The following is a 23874-nucleotide window of genomic DNA, read 5'->3' as shown; positions in this document are numbered from 1 at the left end:
ATGGGGGATGACACAGCGCGTTTCGTCACGGACTTCGGCACCATGGTGCGCCTGGTCCAGGAGGCCCAGCCGCAGTCGGCGCGCGGGAGGGAACTGCTCGACACGCTGACGGCCCATCTCGGCACGGACGCCGGTGGCGTGGCCGTGGTCCTCGAGGACGTCAGTGCGCACCGGTTTGTGGATGCGGACATCGTCCTCACCGGCCTCGTGGGCGGGGACGCGCGCCTCGTGGGCATCGGGGGCGGGGACCAGCGCAACCACATGTCGCTCAGCGACATGCTCCAGCAGTCCCAGATGTACCCGAACTTCCCCCTCGCCCAGCCGGACTACGCGAACCTCCCGATCGGCCCGGACGAGCAGCGCCAGACCGTGGCCTTCGGACTCCGGCTCTTCGAGCGTGGGGGCGTCGCCGTCGCCCTCCTCCAGCGCAGGGCGGAGCCGCGCTTCGGCCGCCAGACGGCCACGCTCGAGGTGCTCTGTGCGGAGCCGGGTGTGACGGCCGCGCTCCTCGCGGAGTTCCGCCGGCGCATGCAGACCGAGAGCGTCCTGAAGGGCCAGGTCCTCTCGCTCGCAGGCGACGACTTCGGCCAGCAGACCGCCGGCGTCACCTTCCACCACCGGCCCCGGATCACCGCAGCGGACGTCATCCTGCCCGAAGGCCTGCTGGCCAGGGTCACGGAACATGCGCTGGGCATCGCCGCCCATCGGGAGGCGCTCGTGGCCGCGGGCCAGCATCTCAAGCGGGGGATCCTGCTCTACGGACCGCCCGGGACGGGCAAGACCCACACGGTCCGCTTCCTGCTCGGCGCGAGCGAGGGGACGACGGCGATCCTCCTGTCCGGCGGCACGCTCGCCCACGTGGGCGAGGCCGCGAGGATGGCGCGCGCGCTGCAGCCTTCGATCGTGGTGCTCGAGGACTGCGACCTCATCGCCGAGGACCGGAGTTTCGGCCACGGGCCGCAGCCCCTGCTCTTCGAGGTCCTCGATGCCATGGACGGGCTCGACGCCGACGCCGACGTCACCTTCGTCCTCACCACCAACCGTGTGGACATGCTCGAGCGGGCGCTCGCCCAGCGGCCGGGCCGCGTGGACCTCGCGATCGAGGTACCCCTGCCTGCCGAGACCGAACGGGCGGCGCTGCTGCGCCTGTACGCGGCCGGACTGCCGCTGACGGGGGCGGGGATCGGGGTGGCAGCCGGCCGGACGGAGGGTACGACGGCGTCCTTCACCCGCGAGCTCGTCCGCAGGACCGTCCTCGCGGCTGCCCTGCAGGGAGGTCCCGTCACGGACGGGCACCTCCTCGCCGCGGTCGAGGAACTCATGTCGGACGGAGCCGCCCTGACGAGGAGGCTGCTCGGCAGCGGCGGGCCCGGCGGGGAGGGTGACCCCAGACCCGGAGGATCGTATCCCGATCCATCGTTCCCCGCGGCACCGTTCCCCGCGGGACCGGGTCATCTCAGGTCTGCCGGCAGCTACACGCCGATGCCGGCCACGACCGGGCAGGTCTTCACGGGCCGGCCGGGGTTCGCCGACGGCGGGTACTCCGAGGACGGCTTCTCGGGTGAGGGCGTCGACGCCGTGGTGCCGCCGTCGGAATCGAGGGAGGACGCGCCGCCTGACGCGGGGCCGCGCACGACCGGCTGACCCGCTCCCGCACGCGGTCGACGGTGCTCGGCGTCCTGCCTCGGGCGGGGACGGGCCACCGCCCGTCTCCGCCCGAGGCAGGACGCCCAGGAAGGACGTCGTCGATCATGGAACCGCCGGGCGGGCTCAGCGACCGGTCCTGCGCTTGCTGTACACGTCGAACGCCACCGCGAGCAGGAGGACGAGGCCCTTGATGACCTGCTGCCAGGCTGCGTCCACCGAGAGGATCGACAGTCCCTGGTTGAGGACGCCCATCACCAGGCCACCGATCACGGCACCGATCACCGTCCCGACTCCACCCTGGACAGCGGCGCCGCCGATGAAGACCGCCGCGATCGCGTCGAGCTCGAAGCTGCCGCCCGCGGAGGCGACGGCGCTGCCTGCGCGGGCGGTGCTGACCACCCCGGCGAGACCGGCGAGGAAACCCATGTTCACGAAGATGAAGAAGTTGACCCACTTCGTCTTCACGCCGGACATCATGGCCGCGTAGAGGTTCCCTCCCATGGCATAGACGTGTCGTCCGAACACCGTGCGCGAGAGCAGGAACGAATAGAGGAGGACGAGCGTGGCCAGGATGATGAGGATGATCGGTGTGCCCCGGTTGTACGCCAGCAGGTAGCAGAGGTACATGATGGCGACCACGGCGATGGCGGTCTTCAGGACGAAGGACAGCGTCCGCTCCCGGGGGAGGTTGAGGCGGCGGAGGTCAGCGCGGCCCTTGAGCTGCTGGACGACCAGGGCGAGCGAGGCGAGGGCCCCGATGCCGAGGGTGATGAGATCCGGAGTGCCGGTGGACGGGAGCGTGCCGGAGCCGATGGAGTTGAAGGCCCGGGGCAGGCCGCTGATGGTGCCGCCCGTGAGGAGCACGAGGGCGACGCCGCGGAACACGAGCATGCCGGCGAGCGTCACGATGAAGGCGGGTATCCCCACGAAGGCGACCCAGAACCCCTGCCACGCACCGATGAGTGCTCCGACGAGCAGTGACAGGGCGACCGCCGCGCCCCAGGGCAGGCCCCAGCTGTTCATCGAGAGCGCTGCCACTGCACCGACGGTCGCCACGATCGACCCTACGGACAGGTCGATATGGCCGGCGATGATGACGATCACCATCCCGATCGCGAGGATGAGCACGTAGGCGTTCTGCTGGATGAGGTTGCTGACGTTCCCGGGGTACAGGAGACGGCCACCGGTGAGGACCTGGAACAGCACGATGATGACGGCGAGCGCGGCGAGGATGCCGTACTGGCGCATGTCGACCCGTCGCCGTTTCTTCCTCACCGGATCAGGGCGCGGTGGGACGGGAGCAGTGGCCTGCTCGGGAGTGGCGGTGGTCATGAGGCCTGTGCTCCTTCGTTCCTGGCGGCGGTCATGTAGCGCATGAGCTCCTCCTGGGTGGCATGGGCGCGATCCAGCTCGCCGGTGAGCTTGCCTTCCGCGATGGTGTAGATGCGGTCCGAGAGGCCGATCAGCTCGGGCAGCTCACTGGAGATCACGATGACCGCCTTCCCCTGGGCCGCCATCTCGTTGATGATCCCGTAGATCTCGTACTTGGCGCCGACGTCGATCCCGCGCGTGGGCTCATCCAGGATGAGAACGTCCGGTCCTGAATAGATCCACTTGCTGAGCACGACCTTCTGCTGGTTCCCGCCTGACAGGTTCCCGACGACGGAGGAGACGCTCGGCGTCTTGATGTTCATCTGCTTGCGGTACTCGTCCGCGACGGCGTACTCCCTGTTCCGGTCGATGATCCCCAGCCGGGCGAGCTTGCCGAGGGCTGCCGCCGAGACGTTGACCGTGATGCTGCCGATCAGGTTCAGGCCGTAGCGCTTGCGGTCCTCCGTGACATAGGCGATCCCGTTCCGGATCGCCTCCCCCACGGTCCGTGTCTGGATCTCCCTGCCGTCCTTGTAGACCCGTCCGGAGATGCCGGTCCCGTAGGACCGGCCGAAGATGCTCATGGCCAGTTCCGTGCGACCCGCACCCATCAGGCCTGCGAAGCCGACGATCTCGCCGGCCCGGACGTGGAAGGACGCCCGGTCCACGACGACGCGTTCCACGTCGATGGGGTGGTGCACCGACCAGTCCTCGACCCGGAACTTCTCCTCGCCGATCTCCGGTGTCCTCGGGGGGAACTGGTGGTCGAGGGGGCGCCCCACCATCGCCCGGATGATCCGGGTCTCGATGTCATCGCTGTCCTTCACCGGGAAGGACTCGATCGTCTGTCCGTCACGGATGACGGTGACGGTGTCGGCGATCGCCCGGATCTCCTTGAGCTTGTGGGAGATGATCATCGAGGTGATGCCCTGGTTCCGCAGCTGGTCGATGAGGCCCAGCAGGTGGGCGGAGTCGTCGTCGTTGAGTGCCGCCGTCGGCTCGTCCAGGATGAGGATCCGCACTTCCTTCGACAGGGCCTTCGCGATCTCAACGAGCTGCTGTTTGCCCACGCCCAGTTCGAGCACCCTCGTGGCGGCGTTCTCCTGCAGGCCCACGCGTGCGAGCAGCTCGGTGGCCTGCAGGTTCGTCCCGTTCCAGTCGATCACCCCGCCCCGCTGGACCTCGTTGCCGAGGAAGATGTTCTCCGCGATCGACAGGTACGGACTGAGCGCCAGCTCCTGATGGATGATGACGACGCCGTCACGCTCGCTGTCGTTGATGGAGCCGTACGCCACCGGCTCGCCGTCGATCGTGATCGTGCCATCGAAGCTGCCGTGCGCGTACACGCCGCTGAGCACCTTCATCAGGGTGGATTTCCCGGCGCCGTTCTCACCGCAGATGGCATGCACCTCGCCGCGCTCCACGCTCACCGAGACGCCGTCGAGGGCCCGGATGCCGTTGAACTCCTTCACGATGCCGTTCATCTCGAGGATGACGTTGCTCATGCTGTTCTCGCTTCGCTGTAGGGCAGCACGGGGCGTGGCTCGTCGCCGCGCCCCGTGCTGCCACCCGGTGGTCAGAGACCGATGTCTGCTGCCTTCACGAAGCCGGACTCCACGAGCGTCGGTTCGACGTCGTCCTTCGCCACGACCACGGGATCGAGGAGGTAGGAGGGGACCACCTTGGTGCCGTTGTCGTACGTCTCGGTGTCGTTGACCTCGACCTCCTCGCCGGCGACGATCGCCTGGATCATCGACTCGACCTGGCCGCCGAGCTCGCGGGTGTCCTTCCACACGGTCATCGACTGCTGGTCGGCCAGGATCGCCTTGACGTTGGCGACGTCGGCGTCCTGCCCCGTGATGAGCGGCCAGTCCGTACCCGGCTTGTAGCCGGCGGCGTCCAGGGACGCCTCGATGCCGAGCGCCAGGCTGTCGTTGGGCGAGAGCACGACGTCGACCTTGTCACCGCCGGTGTAGAACGACTGCAGGCGGTTGTCCATCTCGGCCTGGGCGTCGTCGGAGCCCCAGCCGAGGATGCCGATGGCCTTCCAGCCGTCATTGTCCGCCGGCGACTTCCCGGAGGGGACGACCAACTGGCCGGACTCGACGTAAGGCAGGAGGACGTCCCAGGCGCCGGCGAAGAAGAAGGCCGCGTTGTTGTCGTCCGGGCTGCCGGCGAAGGGCTCGAGGTTGAAGGGGCCCTTGCCGTCGGCCAGGCCGAGCTGCTCCTCGATGAACTGGCCCTGGAGCTGGCCCACCTTGTAGTTGTCGAACGTGGCGTAGTAGTCCACGGCCTCGGTGCCGTTGATCAGTCGGTCGTAGGCGATGACCTTGACGTCCTGGGACGCAGCGTCCTCGAGGGCGGGTCCGAGGGTCTGTCCGTCGATGGCCGCGACGACGAGGATCTTCGCCCCGCCGGCCACCTGGTTCTGGATCTGGCTGATCTGCTGGTCCGTCTTGTTGTCCGCGTACTGGAGATCCACGGTGCAGTCCGCGGCCTCGAGCTTCTCCTTGAGTCCCTCACCGTCGTTGATCCAGCGCTCGAGGCTGCGGGTGGGCATGGAGATACCGACATTGCAGGTGGCGGCGGAATCGCCGTCGGCGGCCGGCGTGGATCCGGCGGGCGCGCAGGCCGACAGGCCTGCTGCTACGCCGACGGCCAGCAGGGCGGCGGAAACTTTCTTGATCGTGGTCATGGTCGAGCCTTCGAAAGGGATCCGGGCGTCGGCGGACCGGGTGCGGCCTTGACGGCGGCAGGCGGTCCGCTGTCCGGGCGGATCGAGCTGGTACAACGCTGTAGCGCCCCGTCGATGGGATGTCGACAATATGTAGGCGAAGACAACATATCCAGTGATGCGCGTTACATCAAGGCCGATGGCGATCGTTATGCAACTGAGATGGGGCCGGGGCTCAGGCGGAGCGCGCCCGCCGGGCCCGGTACGCCTTCACGTGGGTGCGGTTCGCGCAGTTGCCGGTGTCGCAGAACCGCTTCGAACGGTTGCGGCTGAGATCGAGCACCACGCCGTCGCAGTCCTCCGCCGCGCAGGATCGCAGGCGGTCGAGTTCGTGTCCGCGGATGACGTCGGCGAGGGCCATGGCCGCCTCGGTCGCCATGCGCTCCTCCAGCGGGGCTTCCGGTGCGGTGGCGTGCAGGTGCCAGTCCCACTCGTCGTGCCGCACGAGCTGGGGGAGTGCCCTCGCACGGCGGAGGATCGCGTTCACCAGGGCGACGGCGTCGTCCTCCTCCGCGAACCAGATCACCTCCAACTCGGCGCGCAGGGTCCGCACCGAGGCGAGTTCGGCATCGGTATGGGTGCGCGAGCCGGTGAACCGCTGCTCCGCCAGGAACCGGTCGAGGCCCTCGAGGGTGGCGAGGGGATCCGCGTCATCCTTCCCGGTGTTGATGAGCGCGGCGGCCGAGGAGAGCGCCACCTCCGTGTCATAGGTGAAAGACATGTTGACTCCTGACAGCGTGCACCTCTAATGTCACGACCATAACCACTTGTCAGTCCTGACACCAATCATCGACCCGAAGGGAGCGGACGTGACCCTGCGACCCGCCGCCGGCCTCTGGATAGCCCTCGTCTCGGCTGCGACGTTCGGCGTCTCCGGGCCCTTCGCCAAGTCCCTCCTCGAGATCGGCTGGAGCCCCGGCGCCGCCGTCGGCCTCCGCATCGGCGGGGCCGCCGTCGTGCTCCTCGTCCCGGCACTGATCGCCTTGCACGGCCGCTGGTCGACGGTGCGCGGCAACGCCCTCACCATCGCGATCTACGGCGCGACGGCGATCGCCCTCTGCCAGCTCTTCTACTTCAACGCCGTGCAGCGCATGTCCGTCGGGGTGTCGCTGCTCCTGGAGTACCTCGCGCCCGTGCTCCTCGTCGGGTTCCTCTGGCTGACCTCGCGGAAGGCGCCTCGGCCACTCACTATCATCGGGTCCGTCACGGCGATCCTGGGACTGCTCCTCGTGCTGGACCTCGCCGGGGACACGCGCCTCGATCCGGTCGGGATCCTCTTCGGGCTCGCGGCCGCCGTCTGCCTCGTGGTGTTCTTCCTGATGTCGGCCCGGGTGGACGAGTCCCTGCCGCCGATCGTCATGGCCGGGGGCGGGATGGTCGTCGCCTCCGGCGTGATCCTGGTGCTCGGGCTGACGAACATCATGCCCTTCCGGTTCGTCTTCTCCGATGTCCAGCTGGCCGGGCAGACCTACAGCTGGCTGGTCCCGGTGGCGGTCCTCGTGCTCGTCGCGACGGTCGCGGCCTATGTGACGGGCATCCTCGCCGCGCGGCGCCTCGGGTCGAAGGTGGCGAGCTTCGTGGCCCTGACCGAGGTGATGTTCGCCGTCGTCGCGGCATGGCTCATCCTCGGTGAGCTCCCCGCTGCCGTGCAGCTGCTCGGCGGACTGCTGATCGTCGTTGGTGTCGTGTGCGTGCGCCTCGACGAACTCCGGTCCGCAGCCGTGGACGAGACAGTCGACGGGACAGTGGACGAGACGAGCGGCCGACCCGGCGTTCCCAACCCGGTGGAGTCACTGCCGCGCGTCTGACGGATGCAAAGCGACCCGGCCGCCTGCCGGTATGGTCCCCGTCCGTGACGAGCCGGCAGATGCTGCGCCCTGCACAAGAGCCGATACCCCACGCCTGCCCGCCCCCGCTCGGGGCCTGCCGCCCGGAGCAGCCACCGGGAGGCCGCGCCGCGGGCTACCGCCCGAAGCGGCGGAGCCTGAGCGAGTTGAGGACCACGAGGACGGAACTGGCAGCCATCGCGCCCCCGGCGAGCATGGGATTCAGCAGGCCGAACGCCGCCACGGGGATGCCGACCGCGTTGTAGAAGAACGCCCAGAAGAGGTTCCCCTTGATGGTGCCGAGCGTGCGCCGTGAGAGTTCGATGGCCTGAGCCACCTGCTCGAGGCTGTTCCCCATCACCGTGAGGTCGGCGGCTTCGATGGCCACGTCGGTGCCGGAGCCCATCGCGATACCCAGGTCGGCCTGCGCCAGGGCCGCGGCGTCGTTCACGCCGTCACCAGCCATCGCGACCGTGGCCCCTGCCGCCTGAAGATCCCGAACCACGTCCACCTTGCCTTCCGGCGTGACGCCGGCGTGGACGTCGGCGGCGTCGATTCCCACGGCCGCTGCGACCTGGAGCGCGACGGCGCGGTTGTCACCCGTCAGCAGGACCGGGCGCAGCCCGAGGTCCCGCAGCCGCCGGATCGCGGCAGCGGAGCCGTCCTTCACCGTGTCGGACAGGGCGATGAATCCGGCCACGGCGTCGTCGACGGCGACCCACACCGCCGTCGTGCCCGTCGCTTCAGCCGCGGCGAACGCTGCGAGGTGGCCGGCGGTCGGGCGGATGCCGTTGTGCTCCAGCCACGAGGCGCGCCCTGCGGTGACGGTCACGCCGTCGACCGTCCCGCGCACGCCGCCACCGGGTGCGCTCGCGAAGGCCGTGGCCTCGGGGAGCCGGCTTGCCCGGGCTGCGTGCCGGGCTATCGCCTGGGCGATCGGATGCTCGCTCTGCGCCTCGACCGCTCCGGCGAGCCCGAGCAGGGCGGCCGCGGGCAGGTCCGCCAGCACGACGACGTCGTCCACGGCCATGGTTCCCGTGGTGACGGTACCGGTCTTGTCGAGCACGATGGTGTCCACGGTGCGGGTGTCCTCGAGGACCTGGGGGCCGCGGATGAGGATACCGAGCTGGGCGCCGCGCCCCGTGCCGGTGAGGAGCGCCGTCGGGGTCGCGAGTCCGAGGGCGCACGGGCAGGCGATGACGAGCACGGTCACGGACGCGGTGAAGGCCGCATCCAGGTCCCCGGTGAGCACGAGCCACAGAACGAAGGTGAGGACGGCGATCACGAGCACCACGGGCACGAAGACGGCGCTGATGCGGTCCGCGAGGCGGGCGATCCGCGCCTTGCCGCTCTGCGCCTGGCCGACCAGGCGGCCCATGTGGGACAGCACGGTGTCCGAGCCGACGCGCGTGGCGCGGACCACGAGCCTGCCGGACGTGTTGATCGTCGCGCCCGTGACCGCATCACCGGGAGCCACCTCCACCGGGATGCTCTCGCCCGTCAGGAGTGCGGTGTCCACGGCACTGTGGCCCTCGGCCACCACGCCGTCGGTCGCGATCTTCTCGCCCGGGCGGACCACGAACTCGTCCCCGGGAATCAGCGCGTGGACGGGAAGCGTGACCTCGGTGCGCTCGCCGTCCACCGTGCGGAGCACGTGTGCTTCCTTGGCGCCGAGGCTCAGCAGTGACTTCAGGGCGTTCCCGGCCCGCTGCTTGGCGGACGCCTCGAGGAAGCGGCCGAGCAGCAGGAAGGTCACGACGACGGCGGCCACCTCGAAGTAGAGCGAGTGTTCCGTCATGTCCATACCGGCCATGCCGGCGTGCTGCGTCAGCGTCGGGTCGGCGAGGAGCTGCCAGGCGGAGAAGAGGAATGCGGCGGTGACGCCGATGGACACGAGCGTGTCCATCGTGGAGGCGAAGTGGCGCGCGTTCACGGCGGCCGCACGGTGGAACGGCCACGCCGACCACGTCACGACGGGCAGGGAGAGGGCGAACACCACCCAGCCCCAGTTCGCGAACTGCAGTGCGGGCACCATCGAGATCAGCAGGACGGGCACGGAGAGCACGGCCGCGAGGGTCAGGCGGGCGCCCAGCAGCGACGGCGTGTGGTCGTGGTCGTGACCGCCCTCGCCGTCGTGCTCGGGCCGCACCACGTGGGCGCCGTACCCGGTGGCGACCACCGTGTCGATCAGGTCCTGGTCGCTGACGCTAGGGGGGACCCGGACGACGGCGGATTCGAGCGGCAGGTTGACGCTCGCCTCGACGCCGTCGAGCTTGCCCAGCTTGCGCTCGACGCGGCCCACGCAGGAGGCGCAGGTCATGCCCTGGATGGAGAGTTCGACGACGCGCTGTTCCCCGGCGATGCCCGCCCCTTCCGATCCCGGGTTCCGGAGCGGGGCCTGCTGCGCGGCCATCTCAGGCCTCCGACGGCACCACGGTGTAGCCGGCTTCGGCGACGGCGGCGTCGATCGAGTCGGCACCGAGTGGTGCTGAGGAGGAGATGGTGGCGGTGGACGTACCGCCGTTGACGAGGTCCACGTCGACGGTCTCGACGCCGGGGAGCCCCCCGAGTTCGCTCTTCACGGCACTGACGCAGTGGCCGCAGGTCATCCCGGTGATGCCGATGGTGGTCGTTGTCATGGTGTTCTCCTTGAGTCGGGTGGGGTGCCGGGTTCTTCCGGCGGGTGGGGTGTCAGCGGAGGAGACGGCCGATGGCGGCCGTCGCTTCCTGGACCTTGTCCTGGACGGCGGTGTCGTCACCGGAGGACTGCGCCTCCTGTGCCGCGCCGACGACACAGTGCGAGATGTGTTCCTCGAGCAGGCCCATGGAGACCGCATGCAGCGCCTTGTTGACCGCGGCGACCTGCGTCAGGATGTCGATGCAGTACTTGTCCTCGTCGACCATCCGAGCGATACCGCGCACCTGGCCCTCGATCCGGCGCAGGCGTTTGAGGTAGGCCTCCTTGTCGGCGGTGTAGCCGTGGGGTGCGCTGTTCTCAGCACGGGTCTCCGTGGTCATCGTGGTCCTCGCATGCTCTCGACTATACCCTCGGGGGGTATAACCGGACCAGTGGCGATTTCATTCCGCTGCTTCGACGGCCGTTCTGCGGGAACGTCCAGCAGCATGCCGTACGGTGGTCAACCGGCACCCCACCGATCCAAGGACACCATGAACATCTCGCTGTCGGGCTGGCAGAAACGCGTTCTCCTCGCCCTGTCCGCGCTCGCCGTCGTCGCGCTCTTCGCCCTCGCCTTCTCGGCAGGTCGCCTGTCCGCCGCGCCCACCCATCCGGGCACCACCAGTGCCGATGCCGGTTTCGCCCGCGACATGCAGGTCCATCACCACCAGGCGGTCGAGATGTCCATGATCGTCCGGGACGAGGTGGACGACGAGACGCTGCGGGCGGTCGCCTACGACATCGCCACCACGCAGCAGCAGCAGGCGGGCCAGATGTACGCGTGGCTGGAGGAGTGGGGCCTGTCGCAGAGCAGCACCCAACCCCGGATGGAGTGGATGGCCGGCGCCTCCGGCGATCACGGCGGGATGCAGATGGGGCAGTCGGACGGGTCCGGCTCGATGCTCGAAGCGGACGGCCGGATGCCCGGCATGGCGACCGAGCAGCAACTCGACGAGCTGAGGTCCGCATCCGGGGACGACGCCGCGCGGCTCTACCTGCAGCTCATGATCACCCACCACGTCGCAGGCGTCGACATGGCGAAGGCAGGGGCAGAGCTGGGGGCCACCGACCAGGTCCGCGACCTCGCATCGAAGATCCAGTCGGGGCAGCAGTCGGAGATCACGCTGATGGAGTCCCTGCTCGACAAGCTCTGACCGAACCGTGGACCCGACCCGCGCGCCCGCCGGTTCGAGGACTGGCAGCTCCCGCCGGTACATTGGGTTCCGGCGCCACCCGATCCGCGGCCGTTGCCGCAGACCCCCAGCACTGAAGGACGACCGTTGAACAAGAAGCGATCACAGGAGAACCAGGACCGCCAAGCGCGCCTGGCCGCCATCCAGGCCGAGCAGCGGGCCGGTGAGCGCAAGCGCAACGCCCTCATCTTCGGCGGGATCGGTGCCGTGATCCTGGCCGTCATCATCGCCGTGACCCTGGTGATCGTGAACCAGGTCCAGGTCAACCAGGAGCGCGAGGCGGCGGCGTCCCAGCCCATCGAAGGCATCCAGGAGTACCCGGACGTGACCTTCAACCACGTCGAGGGTGAGGTCGAGTACGACCAGGCCCCACCCGTCGGTGGGGACCACAATCCCATCTGGACGAACTGCGGTGTGTACACCGAGCCCGTGCCGAACGTGAACTCCGTCCACTCGATGGAGCACGGCGCTGTCTGGATCACGTACGACCCGGAGATCGGGCAGGCCGAGATCGACAAGCTCACGGAGCTCGTGGGGACCCGGTCCTACGTGCTGCTCAGCCCGTACCCCGATCTGGACACCCCGATCGCGGCCAGCGCCTGGGGCCTCCAGCTCAAGGTCGACTCCGCGGACGATGCCCGTCTCGCCACCTTCCTCGACAAGTACATCCAGGGTGAGCAGACCCGCGAGCCCGGCGCCGCCTGCTCGGGGGGCCTCACGCCGGCGGGTCGCGCCTCCTAGTCGGACCGGTCCCGGGTCCGTCCGCAGTGGGCGCGCCGTCGTCGTACCGCGCACGTGCCCGCCCCGTCCAGGGCGGGCGCGCCGTCGGCGTCGTACAGCGCGCCCACGTGTCCGGGGCGGAAATCCCAGCCTTCCGTCGGAGCGACCCGGCCCGGTAGCGTGACCTCAGCGGACCGCGCGGACGTGGCCCGAAGGTGAGGGAAGGCGCTGTGATGACTGACGACAGGATCCTTGGTGAGGTCAGCCTGCCGCGGATACTGCAGGACATGGTGCTCGAGAGCCCCGACATCCACCAGTTCCTCGATGGCCTGGCCGGGCTCGCCGCCGACAGGCTCTCCTCCGAGGGTACCGAGATGCTGTGTGGGATCACCCTGCTGAGGCCTCGGTCCAAGGGCACGGTGGCGAGCAGCAGCGAGCAGGCCCGGCTGATGGACGAGATCCAGTACCAGTTCGACGACGGCCCTTGCATCCGCGCCGCCCGGGAGGGTCAGGTCTACGTGGTCACGGACTTCCGCGAGGAATCATGCTTCGGCGAGTACCCGAAGGCGGTCGCCGGACACGGGTTGAGATCCGCCCTCGGTGTGCCGATCCCCCTCGACGGCTTCGCGGCGGCCGGCCTCAACCTGTACTCCCCGCAGCCCGGAGCCTTCGATGACGCGATGATCACCGCGGTGAGCGATCTGGCGCGGGAGGCATCGCAGTCGCTGCGCCTGGCCGTGCGCGTGGCCCACCTCTCCGACACCGGGAAGCAGCTCCGGGACGCCATGAGCTCCCGGACCACCATCGACGTGGCGGCCGGCGTCATCATGGGCCAGAACCGCTGCAGCCACGACACCGCGATGACCATCCTCAAGGCGGCCTCGAGCGGGCGCAATGTGAAACTGGCGGAGATCGCGGCCGCCGTGGTCGCATCGATCGGCCAGCAACTCCCCGAGACACACTTCGACGCCTGAGGGCGGGCGAACCCGCCGCTCGGGAGGTCGACCGGGCGTGGGCGTCGTGTGCTGCATCGGCTGGGTGGAATCCGGGCCGTGAGGGTCAGGCGTTCGTGTCGCGGAGCCATGCCTCGACGGAGCGCGGATGACGCCCGAGGAGTGTCTGCGCACTACGGCTCGCGTCGATGACGTCATCCTGCTGGGTGGACCGCGCACGGTACGAGTCGATGACGGGGGTCATGGCGTCGGCCCCGAAGATCGGGATCAGTGAGTCGCCGAAGGCATCCGGCGTCTGTGACTCGAAACGGACGGGGTGTCCCAGGTAGGCGGCGAAGCCCGCGGCGAGGTCATCACCGAGAAGCCCGGGACGTGCCCCGACGGCTATGGTGCCGGTGATGTCCACCCGGTCGAACAGCTGCGCGGCGACGTCGGCGACGTCGAGATGCGAGCTCCAGGAGACGCGATAATCGGCCCTGATCGGATAGGGCAGGACGCCGTGCTCACGGGCGGCGGCGATCACCGGCGGCAGCAGCAGGTTCTCGAGGTAGAGGCGCGGGGCGATGATCGCGGTCGACACGCCGGTATCGAGCAGGCCGCGCATCAGGACACCGTGCGGGCTGTCCTCGCCATCCCCGAGGTCGTACCCGCTGGTGGAGAAGACGACACGGGCCGGCCGGGCTTCGTCCACGGCGGCGATGATCGTCCGGGCCAGTTCGAGCTGCTGCCCGGGCGAGCCGAGGGGCAGGTGGACGAAGACCCCGTCGACGCCGGTGTACGCGTCGGCGAGTGCTGCGGCATCGGAGAGGTCGATGGCGACGGCGGGGCCCTGCTGGTAGGTCTGGGGGTTGCGGACGGCGGCGGTCACGGAGTGGCCTGCCTGCAGGAGTGCGGCAGCGACGGGAGCGCCCTGGGCGCCGGTCGCTCCGTGGATGATGAAGGTCATGCGCCCATTAGTGCATATGATGCATTGGTTACGTCAACTGCACCAGGAGGAGATCACCCATGTCGTTCACACCGGAGGTGTGGCCCGAGTGCGGGATAGCCCGGTTCCTGACCCTGCTTGATGGCCCATGGGCGACTCTCGTCGTGCGAGAACTCTTGAAGGGACCCTTGCGCTTCACGGATCTGAAGAACGCGTTACCGGGTATCAGTGCGCACACGCTGACCAACCGGCTGCGCCGGTTCGAGACCTACGGGATCGTCACCCGCACGGTCTACCCCGAGATCCCACCACGGGTCGAGTACGAGCTCACCCCGATCGGCTACGACCTGCGGGCAGTCCTCGAAGCGATGAATGCCTGGGCCGGCTCCGTCCCCGACGTCCGGACGGACGACGCCGTCGTCCTGCCGTCGTCCTGCACGACCCCTGCCCTGTCCTAGCCGATCGCATCCCCCGCCCCCGCCCCCGGCTCGGGGCGGGGGCGGGGACCGTCGGGTGACCGATCCCGTGAAGGCGCCGGCCGGCCTGCGGAGGCACCGATACCCGGGCGACGACCCGTCAGGGGTGTTCCGGTGGTGCTGGGGGAGCTCCCGTGCGCAGCTGGTGAAGATGGTCGTTATAGGCGCGGAGGGCGGCGTCACCGTTCCTGTCCGCGGCGCGGTCCTCGCGGAGTGCGCGGCGTTGGTCGTCCTTCCTCCACGCGACGGCGACCGCCAGTGCGAGGAGCAGCGTGGGCAGCTCGCCGACACCCCAGGCAATGGCTCCTCCTCGTTGCTGGTCGGCGAGGAGCGCTTCCTGATTCGTCAGTTGCAGATCCGCCCACCACCCGGGTGCGAGGATCTCCGTGCCGTTGAGCAGGGACAGCCCGAAGAAGGCATGGAACGCCATGATGGCCAGCAGGATGATGAGGCGGAACGGGAACGGTGCACGCGCCGGGCCGGGGTCTATGCCGATGAGCACCCAGGCGAAGAGGTATCCGGTGAGGATGAAGTGGATGCACATCAGCACGTGCCCGAGGTGGGTGGACAGGGACAACTCGAAGGCCGGCGAATAGTAGAACCCGATGAGGCTCCCGATGAACAGCAAGCCTGCCACGGGAGGTCTGGTGAGGAAGTGGCTGTAGCGGGAGGTGAAGATCCACAGCGTCCATTCACGCAGGCCCCTGCTGCCGTCGGTGCGTGCAGGGGTGGCACGGAGCAGGAGGAGGATCGGCGCACCGATGACGAGGAGGATCGGCGCATACATCATGAGGCCCATGTGCTGGATCATGTGCCCGGAGAAGCTCGTCTTCCCGTACACGGCCGGGCCGCCGCTGGTGAGCCAGATGAGGAGGGCGCATCCCGCGAGGAACGCGGCGGTCCGAGGCAGCGACCACAGATCTCCCCTGCGGCGCAGGATGATCACGGCACGGATGTAGGCGATGGCGGCCGCGACGATGAAGAGGTTGACCACCCAGTCCGTGTGCCAGGCTCCGAGGAAATGGGGAATGGTCAGCGGCTCGGGCCAGAGATAGCCCAGGAGGGACCGCCGCAGGTCGACGTCGGCGATCGATCCCTGGGGTACAGGTGGGGGACTGGCGGCGAGTCCCACGGAGATCCCGATGGTCAGGATCATCAGCGCGGCCTCGGATGCCCCGAACAGAGTCAGGGCGCGGCGATCCTCCGGGTTCTCGTCGAGGCGGGGGAGGATGCGACGGCGCTGGTACCAGCCGGCGAGTCCGAGTACCCCCAGGGCCAGGATCTTGACGACGATCAGCTGCCCGTAAGGTGTGGCGAGGTTCTCCCAGGGACCGATGCGCAGGCGGGCGTTGATGATCCCTGAGTACGCCACCGCGGTGAAGGACAGGAGGGCCAGGGTCGAGTACCGGCGCAGGACCCGACCTGTGTCCGTGCCGAGCCGGAAGCCGAGCAGCAGGATCGCGGCCAGACCGCCCACCCACACGCAGACCCCGACCAGGTGCAGGGCGAGGGAGTTGACCGCGTTGCCGTGATCGTCGGAGCCCGCCGCGTGTCCGGCCCACGCCAGCGGGAGAACCCCCATCATGGCTACGGCCAGCATGATGCCGGACCCGGTGCTCGAGCGCACCATGGGCAGGAACGTCACGAGCAGGAAGACGGCCAGCAGGGCGACCAGGAGGATCTCGCCGAGATCGAGTTCGGTGATGAAGAACATGAAGAGCGGGAAGAATTCCTCGGTGTTGATCGGTTGGCCTGCCGTGTCCGCCGCGATGAACACCAGGGATGCGACCGACGAGACGAACCAGACACCTGAGGAGAGCCACGCCCAGTTCAGGGCCTTCCACTGGGCGAACCCGATGATGGCCCTGTTCGCTTCGGCGCCGGGCAGGGCGACCGAGCACAGCAGGAGCAAGCCGATGGTGAACGCTGCGCTGAAGTCCTGGAGCACGCGGGCCAGGGGGCGGGCGTGGACGACGAAATCACCGGGATCGAGGATCGTCGTCCGATAGGTGGTCAGGGCTTCCGTGACGTACATGGCCAGGATCGTCGCCCCCAGTCCCAGGGGAACCGCGATACCCAGGACGACCTGCAGGACCGCCCGTTCCGGTGCTGGGCGCCGGCCCTTCGTCCCGGCCCCCCCTGCGGTCACGACGACGGTCCGCTCGACCGGCACCTGTCCTTTAGCCGGCTCCGCCGGCTCTGCCGCGGGCCCTTGTTCCTGCTGCTGGGATCCCGGCTCAGTCATTGCGGGCCGCCATGGCGGTGGTGACTGCTGATTCGAAGTCTGCGGGGGAGGCCAGTTCCTTGCCGTCCACGTACACCGTGGGGGTGCCGGTGATCCCATCGGCTGATGCGCTCTTGCTGACGAAGCTCACCCACGGACGGAAGGTGTCCTCCTCCAGGCAGGCTGTGATGTCCTCGGCCCCCGTATCCTCCGCGTGGGAGGCGAGGTCGCTGTTGTCCAGTTCTCCGTTCGGGAAGTTCGCGAACAGGGCTGCCAGGAACGGCAGGTACGCCTGGGGAGAGGTTTCGGCTGTGCAGGAGAGCGCGTTGGCTGCCCTGGAGGAGTAGGCGGTGGTCGAATTCCGGTCGAGGAAGGCGACGGTGCGGTACTCCATGGTGATGTCGCCGTTCTGCAGCCACGACCGGATCTGCTCCGCGTAGGCGCTCTCGAAGTCCGCGCAGTGCACGCAGTTGACGTCGACCCAGGCGATGACGGGGACCGGTCCCTGTCCTCCGGGGTCCGCGACCCCGCCCGGCGTGATGGTCGCCGCGCTGGTCCCGTCGGGCAGGGCGACGGTCTCGGCGTCGACGTCGCGGTCCTCCCCGGGTATGAGCTGGGTGGGAGACGTGAGGGTGATACCCCCGTACTGATTGCCGTAGGCCGGTGCGGGGCCGGCGGTCGGGATGCCCGCCCGGCTCGTGGCGACGATGACGACGGCGACGACTGCCAGAAGGGCTGCGATGCCTCCGACGATGCCCCAGCGCAGGAGCAGGCGGGAGCGTTTCGCACCCCGTTCGTGGTCGAGGCGTACGCGCTGTGCGGTGTGCCGTGACGATGATGACGATGATGCTGTTGATGAATGGTTCATGGTGGTCCTTGGTGACGGGGTCGGCGCGGGTGGGCCCGGCGCTGACCATCAGGCGATGAAGAGGGGCGCCCCGGATGAGGCTGCCGTTCCGGCCGCCGGGAGGGGTGGCGAGAACCGGGGAGCCACGGGGCGTGGTCCACTCGGGCAGCGGCTCGAGCTCATCGGGGTGTTGTCGGACGGGAACCGGCCATCGACGTCGGTCCGGGACAGGACCTGCGGTGCACGATGAACGGGCCGTCGGCCAGGTCGTCGAGGGGCTGCGTCAGCGTGGCGCGGTCAAGGCCCGGTTCTCCTGCACCTCGGTACACCGTTACTGGTCCACGACGATGGCTGCTGTACCGACGTCCACGAAGTCCGCGCTGAAGGCCGGTTCGATGGTCCGCGGGTCGCCGCCCAGGATGCCCTCGCTTACTCGGTACGCGGGAGAGGAGGACGTTCCGATCGAGGCCGAGGGGCATCGATCGGCCGCGTGGTCAGGGGACGGCGATCCCGAGCAGGGGAGGGCCCCTCAGCCGACGACGCGTGTCGCAGTGCAGGAGGTCGTAGAGAAAGGGGGAGCCGTCACCGAAGGCCATCAAGCGTCGGGCATCGGCGATGGGAACGTGGCGGGCGACGACCATGATCGCGTCGATGGTCGCGCAGAGGATGGCGAGCAACGCCCACCACAGGTGATCTGCATGGCGGATCAGCGCGACGCCGGCGACGCCCGCGAGGAGGTGCGAGAGCAGCATCAGGGCGCTCATCCCACTCGCATCCGGGGTGTGCGCCAGACCCGGCGAGGCCATGAGTGTGCTTGCGCCGTGCAGATGATGCGGCGCAGCGACGGCGCCATCCGGATTCCCGCCGGATGTGGCGAACATGCCGAAGAGCCCGTGGAAGACCAGCTGGCTGGCTGCTACCCCTACGACGACGCGCGGGAGGGTCAACCGGCGTCCGGCGAGGATTACACAGACGAGCCCCCCTGCCACGAGGGACACTACGACGGCGACCAGGGGAACGGTGCCTCCGGCGGCGGCATGGGAGGCGGCAGCGAGGAAGGTGGCCAGGGCAGCACTGAGCCAACCCCGCACGAGACGCGAGGTAGGTGTCATGTTCTGATGGCCGTTCATCGGTCCTCCTCCTGCGATCATCGTAACCTTCTCTACAAGTCGTAGAAACTGGCGTGTCGGCCGGCCTGTTCTCCTTCTCAGGGAGCTTCGTCCTCCGCGAGGGTCGCCGACGGCGGTCGGATGCACGGTTGCACCTCGGTCGCGACGGGGGGCCACTCCTGCCAGAAGCCCCGACCCGGTCCCAGGTCGAGGCTTCTGGCGTTCTTCCATCCACTGAGGCCTGCCCTTGGGCTCGCCGAGTACAGGTGGGGTGAAGGACCTCTCGTCCCGAGGTGTCTAGCCCAGCCCGAGGTGGACGAAGACGAACCAGACGAGGACGGGAACGATGGCGATCATGGCGATGGCCCAGAGGAGTAGTGCTCGGAAGAAGAGCCGCTCGTCCTTGGGTTGGGCGCTTGCCATGAGGAGTGCCCCGCTGGTCGACATGGGGCTGACATCCACGACCGACGAGCTGATGGCGATCGCCGTGACGACGCCGATGGGTGTCAGGAGAGGGTCTATGGCGATGGGGGTCACGATGGGGCTGATGACTCCGAGTGTGCCGGTGGTGGAGGCGAAGGCGGAGACGATGGCAACGACGTAGCTCGTGATGAGTGCTGCAGCCGAGCTGTTGCCGAGGCTGGCGATCCCGGACTGGAGTTCCTCGAGGGCGCCCATCTCCTCCAGCATCCCGACGTAGGTGACGATGCCGGTGACGAGGACGATCGCGGACCAGGGCATGTTCTCGACCGCTGGTTTCTGTACTCCTGGGTCGATGCAGATCAAGGCCAGGGCCACGATGAGCGAGGCTACGCCGACGTCGAGGCCCGCGACAGTGGTGAGGACCAGGAGTGCGACGATCCCGAGCAGGGTCAGGACGCGCATAGGGGTGACGGCGACCTTGATCGGCCTGGTGGCGACAGGTTCTTCCGGCACGGCCAGCGCTGTATCACTTCGTACTCGTGTACCAGCGGACTCGAACTCGGTGTCGGCGCCCACTGATGGGCCACCCGGCCCGGCCGAGTCCGCTGCTGCTGCGTCGACGTCGGTGCGGACGGTTTCGTGGTCGTTCTTCCTCAGCTCGCGGCGTCGCATGATTGCTTGCACAAGGACGTAGGCAAGAGCGGCGAGTACGGCGTTGAAGATGAAGCAGTAGAGGTAGAGCTTGAGGGAATCAGCGGAGGCGCCGGCATCGTCGAGCATCACGTTCGCCAGAACACCGAAGGGATTCACGGGTGAGAAAGCGCCGGCATTGGCGCCCTGAACGACGACGAGCCCCATGGCGAGGGTGCTGATACCGAAGCGCATGCCGAGGGCGAGAGCCACGGGGGCCACGATGGCGATGGCTGCCGGCGTGAAGGCTCCTGCCGACGCGAGGAGGGCGGTCAGAAGGAACATCAGAATCGGCACGAGAACTCTACGATCGCCGGCGAGGCGTTCAGCCCAATACGCCAGCAGATCGATGGTGCCGTTGATCCGAACGATGGCGAAGAGCAGGGTCGCCCCTACCAGGATGAAGAACAGTCCGGAGGGGAATTGAGCGATGACGTCGGCGATGGGTAGCCCGGCGAGGAGGGTTCCGACCCCGAATGCGGCAACGGTCGCGATGAGGCCCGCATTGATCCGGGTGAAGGACCCGACGGCGAAGGCGACGATGAGGACTGCGAAAGCGATGAGGGACATCGACATGGGAACGCCTAGACCGTCGAAGAGGCAATGATGAGGCTTCCCGCGAGCAGGCGGCCAGCGCCGGCGATGGCCGGTTCATGTCCCAGAGCCTTGAGGATCTCGTACGTGGTCGCCGTCGCTGCGGTGATCACCGGCAAACCGAGCTCGTCCTCGACGGCCTGGACAGCGGGAAGGGAGGGCATCTGGACACAGGCGGACAGGACGATCGCGTCGGCGCCCTCGCGCTTGAGCTGACGCGCGATGTCAGGCAGGTTCTCGGGGTCGAGAGCGCCTACGGCGAGGTTGTCGTCGACCTCGAGGCTCGTAGCGTCGAGGACGGTGATCCCCGAGCCCTGGATGTAGTCGACGACCATCCCGGTGAGGGGCTTCATGTAGGGCGTGATCATGGCAACCTTCGTGGCGCCGATCTCCTGCAGAGTCCGAACGAGGGCGCCGGCACTGCTGGTCACCGGAGCCGGGTGGCCGTTTCCCGCCGCTGCGTCGCCGATCACCCGCTCGGATTCCAGGTGCGCCTCGGGACCCTGCGCCATGACTGCTACCAGACAGGCGTAGGCGATGACGTCGACGTCGGCGTCCGACACCGCTTCGGCGCACCCAGCAGCCTTACCGACCATGGCGAGCAGTTCTTCGCGGTTGACGTTCTTCATCCCGGCCCGAGCCGAATGGAAGGTGTACCTGTGGCCCGTGGCCTCCGATTGACGGCGGAACAGTTCTGGGAGTTCCGTCTCCATCGTGGTGTTCGAACTCGGCACGATCAGGCCTACGCGGGATGACCCCGGACGCTTCGGCTCGGTTTCGGTCTCCGCTGTGACGTGCGAAATGCTCATGATCTGCTCCACCTCGTTGTGATGTGTCCAACCCACGATGTGGGCGTACAACCCATAGTGTGGGTCTAAACATGCTGTGTCAACCATCACGCATCAGCCGGACGGAAGGGCGCGCTCCGGCGGAAGGTACAGTTAGGCGCGCCGATTCAGCAGATCCAAAGGAGTGTGGTGGTGATTCAGAAACCGCAGGGAGCGTCGCCGCTTCTCGTCCTCGGCAAGGTCACGACCATCCTTGACTGTTTCTCGATCGAGCGACCCGAACCGACACTCCAGGAGATCATTCGAGCGACGAGACTTCCCTCGAGTACGTGCCAGCGTCTGGTGCAGAGCATGGTGCATGAGGGTTTCCTCGACCGTGAAGGAGACCGCTACCGCATCGGCATCGGCCTCGTGCGCTGGGCGACGCCGGGTACGGTCGGCCTGGACATCGTGCGCTTGATCAAGCCGGTTCTCCAGGAACTCCGTGATCAGACCGGGGAAACTGCTTCCCTGTACATCCGCGACGGCGCGTACCGAACGATCGTTGCAGTGGCCGAGACGAGGCACGTCGTGATGCGGCCCTTCATGGTCGGTATGGTGATGCCCCTCCACGCCGGAGCTCCGGGAAAGATCTTTCTTGCCTACGATGACGAAGCGTGGGAAGAGCTGGGTGACGGGAGCGCCCATCAACTGGAACGCTTCACTGCATCCACTCCTGAAAGCCTCGACCGGCTGAGGGCGCAGGCCGACGAGGGCCGCGCTCAGGGCTATTTTGCTGCTTTCGGCGAACGCCACGAAGACGTCGGGTCGATCAGCGCGCCCGTGTTCGACCACTCCGGACGCTTGGTAGCAGCGCTCGGTCTCGGTTTCCCGACACAACGGATCGGCGAAGAGGATGTCCCCCGCCTGGGACCCGTTGTGGCTCAGGCTGCGGCGAGCGCGAGCAGTCGACTCGGACACTCCCCTCCTGTGCCCTGACACCGACCAGTCAGGGGAGCCAGTGCTCCGTGACAGCGCACTCGGAAATGCGCTGGGTGCCACTGGTCCGGACCCTACGACACCGTGGGCCGACGGCGCCGCTGCTGCTTCCGGCCGGGTGGACCAGGCGACCCGGGAGGGCTCTCGATCACGGTCACTTCTCGGAGCTGCCCATCCAGCAGGGGTCATCGGCCGATAGATCGCCGCGCGCTGGCGCCGACATCATCGGGAAGCTGCTGGCTCCTTCGTGAAGCACGAACTCCGCATCATGTGGTGTCGCTGGGACGGCTCGAGCGCGGGCGAGCGGCTGTCGTGGTGGACCGTCCTGCCGGCAGGGGTCTCAGCATGACGATGAGCAGGGTCGCGATCACGCCCAGGGGGAGGGAGATCACGAACCAGGCCGGGCGGGAGCGGTTGTTGCGTCCGGCCAGGTAGGCGTTCAGTACGGCCCAGACGATGGTCGAGATGACATGGATGGTCCAATAGTTGTCCATGCGCCCTTCCTTTCCGAGGCGTTCTACGGAGCAATGTGGCGGCTTGGGCCGGGAGTAGTTGTGCGGATGACCCTGGCGCGATGCACGACGAGGGCAACTGCCAGCTTCAATGAGACGAGAACCGCCCGCACTAGCATTTCCCTCGCAGATCACTCCGGGTCGAATGAAGGTGGTGGTCGATCGCTTCGAGATCCGCGACAGCTGCACACAGAAGGACTTGGCGGGTCCCGGGAGAAGTACGGACAGATGTCTGTCGGGATACAGGTGCAGCCGCTCCTAAGATCGTCAGGAGGTTGTCCACGAGAGTGTCCCGGACGAGTTCGAGTTCGGCCTGCGAAGTCATGGTCTGTTTCCTTCGAACGTCGATTGGCGGTCGCTGTCGACCGTCAGGTCAACCGGTGGGGGATGGCCGGGGCACTGCGGGTCGACCGCCTTCGCCGCCGGCGACCCGCCATGCCGCAGCGGACGCTGAGGGCGGAAGCCGGCTTGCCGTCGGTGCTCAGTCCGGAAGATAAGGCCGGTAGGGGTCCAGCGTTCCGTCGACGACGGGCACAAGCAGGTCCACGGATCCTTCGGCTGTGGTCGCCACCAGGGTCGTCCGGGCGCCTGGCGCATCACCGGAGGTCCGGAGCAGCGTCTCCGTCGTGTCGAGCGCAATACTTCCCTGCTCGGCGACGGTGAGACGTATTTCCTCGTCATCGTCGCTGATCGTCAACTCGATCGGCTGGCTGGTGGTGTTCTCGAATGTTCCGAGGATCCTCGCAGGCGCGCCCTCGGCGTCGGTGACGAGAAGGACGCTGCGCAGGTCGAGGGCTCCGATGCTCTTGTCGTCTCCGACGGCGGTGGAGTTCCAGTTGTCCTCGCCCCCGGTCGCACAGGACGAGACGGCGATCACAAGGGCCACCAGCCCGCTTGCCTGAGCGCCGATCAGGGGTAGCCGCACACGACGGCGGATACCGGCGCTTCGTTGCTGTCGTTCTGGCTGCCTTCGCTGGTGTGGGGGGAGTCGCATGGTCCGGTCCTCTGCGGTGTCGGTGATCGGGCGGTCTCTTCGACCGTAGGTCGGATCGTCGAGAGGTGACACCGCGGGGACAGCACTGCAACCAACCCTTCACCGGATTCCGGGCGGACACCCAGTCGGCGGGGAGCACGCGCCCAGCTTCGAAGGAAGGACGACTGCCGGAGCAGCCGGAGGGAGGTGAACG

Annotated in this window: 22 protein-coding genes; 7 read left to right on the top strand and 15 right to left on the bottom strand. The window is 68.1% G+C overall.

What is annotated here, in order from left to right:
* Positions 1–1644, top strand: a complete 1644-nt coding sequence (locus NVV32_RS16210; RefSeq protein ID WP_422390853.1) for an AAA family ATPase — start codon at positions 1–3, stop codon at positions 1642–1644.
* Between the two features lie 126 nt (positions 1645–1770).
* On the opposite strand, the gene mmsB is transcribed toward NVV32_RS16210, so the two are convergent.
* The 4 genes from mmsB to NVV32_RS16190 form a co-directional block, all read right to left on the bottom strand.
* Entirely contained in the window at positions 1771–2979 is a 1209-nt protein-coding gene (gene mmsB / locus NVV32_RS16205; protein ID WP_422390852.1) for a multiple monosaccharide ABC transporter permease, read from the bottom strand.
* A complete protein-coding gene (mmsA, locus tag NVV32_RS16200; RefSeq protein ID WP_422390851.1) occupies positions 2976–4523 on the bottom strand; it encodes a multiple monosaccharide ABC transporter ATP-binding protein in 1548 nt (515 codons plus the stop codon). The genes mmsB and mmsA overlap by 4 nt, the downstream gene beginning before the upstream one ends.
* A gap of 71 nt (positions 4524–4594) precedes the next feature.
* Entirely contained in the window at positions 4595–5713 is a 1119-nt protein-coding gene (gene chvE / locus NVV32_RS16195) for a multiple monosaccharide ABC transporter substrate-binding protein (RefSeq protein WP_055766495.1), read from the bottom strand.
* Positions 5714–5927: 214 nt separating this feature from the next.
* Complete coding sequence (locus tag NVV32_RS16190; protein ID WP_422390850.1) at positions 5928–6473, bottom strand: CGNR zinc finger domain-containing protein; 546 nt, start codon at positions 6471–6473, stop codon at positions 5928–5930.
* Between the two features lie 88 nt (positions 6474–6561).
* On the opposite strand from NVV32_RS16190, the gene NVV32_RS16185 reads away from it, so the two are divergent.
* Positions 6562–7560 (top strand): EamA family transporter, encoded by a 999-nt coding sequence (locus tag NVV32_RS16185; RefSeq protein ID WP_082471186.1) that lies wholly within the window; start codon positions 6562–6564, stop codon positions 7558–7560.
* Between the two features lie 154 nt (positions 7561–7714).
* On the opposite strand, the gene NVV32_RS16180 is transcribed toward NVV32_RS16185, so the two are convergent.
* From NVV32_RS16180 to NVV32_RS16170, 3 genes are all read right to left on the bottom strand, one after another.
* On the bottom strand, positions 7715–9898 hold the full coding sequence (locus NVV32_RS16180; protein WP_422392067.1) for a heavy metal translocating P-type ATPase: 2184 nt from the start codon (positions 9896–9898) through the stop codon (positions 7715–7717).
* A 94-nt stretch (positions 9899–9992) separates the two neighbouring features.
* Positions 9993–10217, bottom strand: coding sequence for a heavy-metal-associated domain-containing protein (locus NVV32_RS16175; RefSeq protein WP_055766500.1), 225 nt, complete (start codon positions 10215–10217; stop codon positions 9993–9995).
* A 52-nt stretch (positions 10218–10269) separates the two neighbouring features.
* The gene (locus tag NVV32_RS16170; protein ID WP_422390849.1) at positions 10270–10596 is read right to left on the bottom strand and encodes a metal-sensitive transcriptional regulator; all 327 of its coding nucleotides are present in this window, start codon (positions 10594–10596) and stop codon (positions 10270–10272) included.
* Between the two features lie 150 nt (positions 10597–10746).
* On the opposite strand from NVV32_RS16170, the gene NVV32_RS16165 reads away from it, so the two are divergent.
* The 3 genes from NVV32_RS16165 (at position 10747) to NVV32_RS16155 (ending at position 13142) form a co-directional block, all read left to right on the top strand.
* Positions 10747–11409, top strand: coding sequence for a DUF305 domain-containing protein (locus tag NVV32_RS16165; RefSeq protein ID WP_422390848.1), 663 nt, complete (start codon positions 10747–10749; stop codon positions 11407–11409).
* Positions 11410–11535: 126 nt separating this feature from the next.
* The gene (locus NVV32_RS16160) at positions 11536–12189 is read left to right on the top strand and encodes a DUF3105 domain-containing protein (RefSeq protein WP_055766510.1); all 654 of its coding nucleotides are present in this window, start codon (positions 11536–11538) and stop codon (positions 12187–12189) included.
* A gap of 212 nt (positions 12190–12401) precedes the next feature.
* Positions 12402–13142 carry a GAF and ANTAR domain-containing protein gene (locus NVV32_RS16155; protein ID WP_422390847.1) on the top strand — a complete coding sequence of 247 codons (741 nt, stop codon included), beginning with the start codon at positions 12402–12404 and terminating at the stop codon, positions 13140–13142.
* 85 nt (positions 13143–13227) lie between these two features.
* Here NVV32_RS16155 and NVV32_RS16150 read toward each other — a convergent pair whose 3' ends face one another.
* The gene (locus NVV32_RS16150) at positions 13228–14067 is read right to left on the bottom strand and encodes an SDR family oxidoreductase (RefSeq protein WP_422390846.1); all 840 of its coding nucleotides are present in this window, start codon (positions 14065–14067) and stop codon (positions 13228–13230) included.
* 143 nt (positions 14068–14210) lie between these two features.
* Here NVV32_RS16150 and NVV32_RS16145 point away from each other — a divergent pair, with 143 nt between their 5' ends.
* On the top strand, positions 14211–14504 hold the full coding sequence (locus NVV32_RS16145) for a winged helix-turn-helix transcriptional regulator (RefSeq protein WP_422390845.1): 294 nt from the start codon (positions 14211–14213) through the stop codon (positions 14502–14504).
* 118 nt (positions 14505–14622) lie between these two features.
* Here NVV32_RS16145 and NVV32_RS16140 read toward each other — a convergent pair whose 3' ends face one another.
* The 5 genes from NVV32_RS16140 to NVV32_RS16120 all read right to left on the bottom strand — a co-directional run bounded on the left by NVV32_RS16140 (position 14623) and on the right by NVV32_RS16120 (position 21218).
* The gene (locus NVV32_RS16140; protein WP_422390844.1) at positions 14623–16695 is read right to left on the bottom strand and encodes a cytochrome c oxidase assembly protein; all 2073 of its coding nucleotides are present in this window, start codon (positions 16693–16695) and stop codon (positions 14623–14625) included.
* A 64-nt stretch (positions 16696–16759) separates the two neighbouring features.
* Positions 16760–17614, bottom strand: coding sequence for a DsbA family protein (locus NVV32_RS16135; protein ID WP_422390843.1), 855 nt, complete (start codon positions 17612–17614; stop codon positions 16760–16762).
* Positions 17615–18087: 473 nt separating this feature from the next.
* Complete coding sequence (locus tag NVV32_RS16130) at positions 18088–18723, bottom strand: hypothetical protein (RefSeq protein ID WP_422390842.1); 636 nt, start codon at positions 18721–18723, stop codon at positions 18088–18090.
* A 276-nt stretch (positions 18724–18999) separates the two neighbouring features.
* On the bottom strand, positions 19000–20391 hold the full coding sequence (locus tag NVV32_RS16125; RefSeq protein ID WP_422390841.1) for an SLC13 family permease: 1392 nt from the start codon (positions 20389–20391) through the stop codon (positions 19000–19002).
* Positions 20392–20399: 8 nt separating this feature from the next.
* Positions 20400–21218, bottom strand: a complete 819-nt coding sequence (locus tag NVV32_RS16120) for a maleate cis-trans isomerase family protein (RefSeq protein ID WP_055766537.1) — start codon at positions 21216–21218, stop codon at positions 20400–20402.
* A gap of 168 nt (positions 21219–21386) precedes the next feature.
* Between NVV32_RS16120 and NVV32_RS16115 the strand changes: the two genes are divergently transcribed.
* Entirely contained in the window at positions 21387–22175 is a 789-nt protein-coding gene (locus tag NVV32_RS16115) for an IclR family transcriptional regulator (protein WP_422390840.1), read from the top strand.
* Between the two features lie 266 nt (positions 22176–22441).
* Here the strand turns inward: NVV32_RS16115 and NVV32_RS16110 are convergent, their stop codons facing one another.
* A complete protein-coding gene (locus NVV32_RS16110; protein ID WP_422390839.1) occupies positions 22442–22669 on the bottom strand; it encodes a hypothetical protein in 228 nt (75 codons plus the stop codon).
* Positions 22670–23168: 499 nt separating this feature from the next.
* A complete protein-coding gene (locus tag NVV32_RS16105; protein ID WP_422390838.1) occupies positions 23169–23573 on the bottom strand; it encodes a hypothetical protein in 405 nt (134 codons plus the stop codon).
* Positions 23574–23874: the final 301 nt, after the last annotated feature.

The organism is Arthrobacter sp. N1 (genome assembly GCF_048288285.1).
Lineage (GTDB): Bacteria > Actinomycetota > Actinomycetes > Actinomycetales > Micrococcaceae > Arthrobacter_D.
Note: the sequence above shows the minus strand (reverse complement) of the source record. Positions and strands in the feature narration are given on the sequence as shown.

Coding starts and splice junctions, on each gene's coding strand:
- NVV32_RS16210 (WP_422390853.1), top strand. CDS start 1: ATGGGGGATGACACAGCGCGTTTCGTCACGGACTTCGGCACCATGGTG.
- mmsB (WP_422390852.1), bottom strand. CDS start 2,979: ATGACCACCGCCACTCCCGAGCAGGCCACTGCTCCCGTCCCACCGCGC.
- mmsA (WP_422390851.1), bottom strand. CDS start 4,523: ATGAGCAACGTCATCCTCGAGATGAACGGCATCGTGAAGGAGTTCAAC.
- chvE (WP_055766495.1), bottom strand. CDS start 5,713: ATGACCACGATCAAGAAAGTTTCCGCCGCCCTGCTGGCCGTCGGCGTA.
- NVV32_RS16190 (WP_422390850.1), bottom strand. CDS start 6,473: ATGTCTTTCACCTATGACACGGAGGTGGCGCTCTCCTCGGCCGCCGCG.
- NVV32_RS16180 (WP_422392067.1), bottom strand. CDS start 9,898: ATGACCTGCGCCTCCTGCGTGGGCCGCGTCGAGCGCAAGCTGGGCAAG.
- NVV32_RS16175 (WP_055766500.1), bottom strand. CDS start 10,217: ATGACAACGACCACCATCGGCATCACCGGGATGACCTGCGGCCACTGC.
- NVV32_RS16170 (WP_422390849.1), bottom strand. CDS start 10,596: ATGACCACGGAGACCCGTGCTGAGAACAGCGCACCCCACGGCTACACC.
- NVV32_RS16165 (WP_422390848.1), top strand. CDS start 10,747: ATGAACATCTCGCTGTCGGGCTGGCAGAAACGCGTTCTCCTCGCCCTG.
- NVV32_RS16155 (WP_422390847.1), top strand. CDS start 12,402: ATGACTGACGACAGGATCCTTGGTGAGGTCAGCCTGCCGCGGATACTG.
- NVV32_RS16150 (WP_422390846.1), bottom strand. CDS start 14,067: ATGACCTTCATCATCCACGGAGCGACCGGCGCCCAGGGCGCTCCCGTC.
- NVV32_RS16135 (WP_422390843.1), bottom strand. CDS start 17,614: ATGAACCATTCATCAACAGCATCATCGTCATCATCGTCACGGCACACC.
- NVV32_RS16130 (WP_422390842.1), bottom strand. CDS start 18,723: ATGAACGGCCATCAGAACATGACACCTACCTCGCGTCTCGTGCGGGGT.
- NVV32_RS16125 (WP_422390841.1), bottom strand. CDS start 20,391: ATGTCGATGTCCCTCATCGCTTTCGCAGTCCTCATCGTCGCCTTCGCC.
- NVV32_RS16120 (WP_055766537.1), bottom strand. CDS start 21,218: ATGAGCATTTCGCACGTCACAGCGGAGACCGAAACCGAGCCGAAGCGT.
- NVV32_RS16110 (WP_422390839.1), bottom strand. CDS start 22,669: ATGGACAACTATTGGACCATCCATGTCATCTCGACCATCGTCTGGGCC.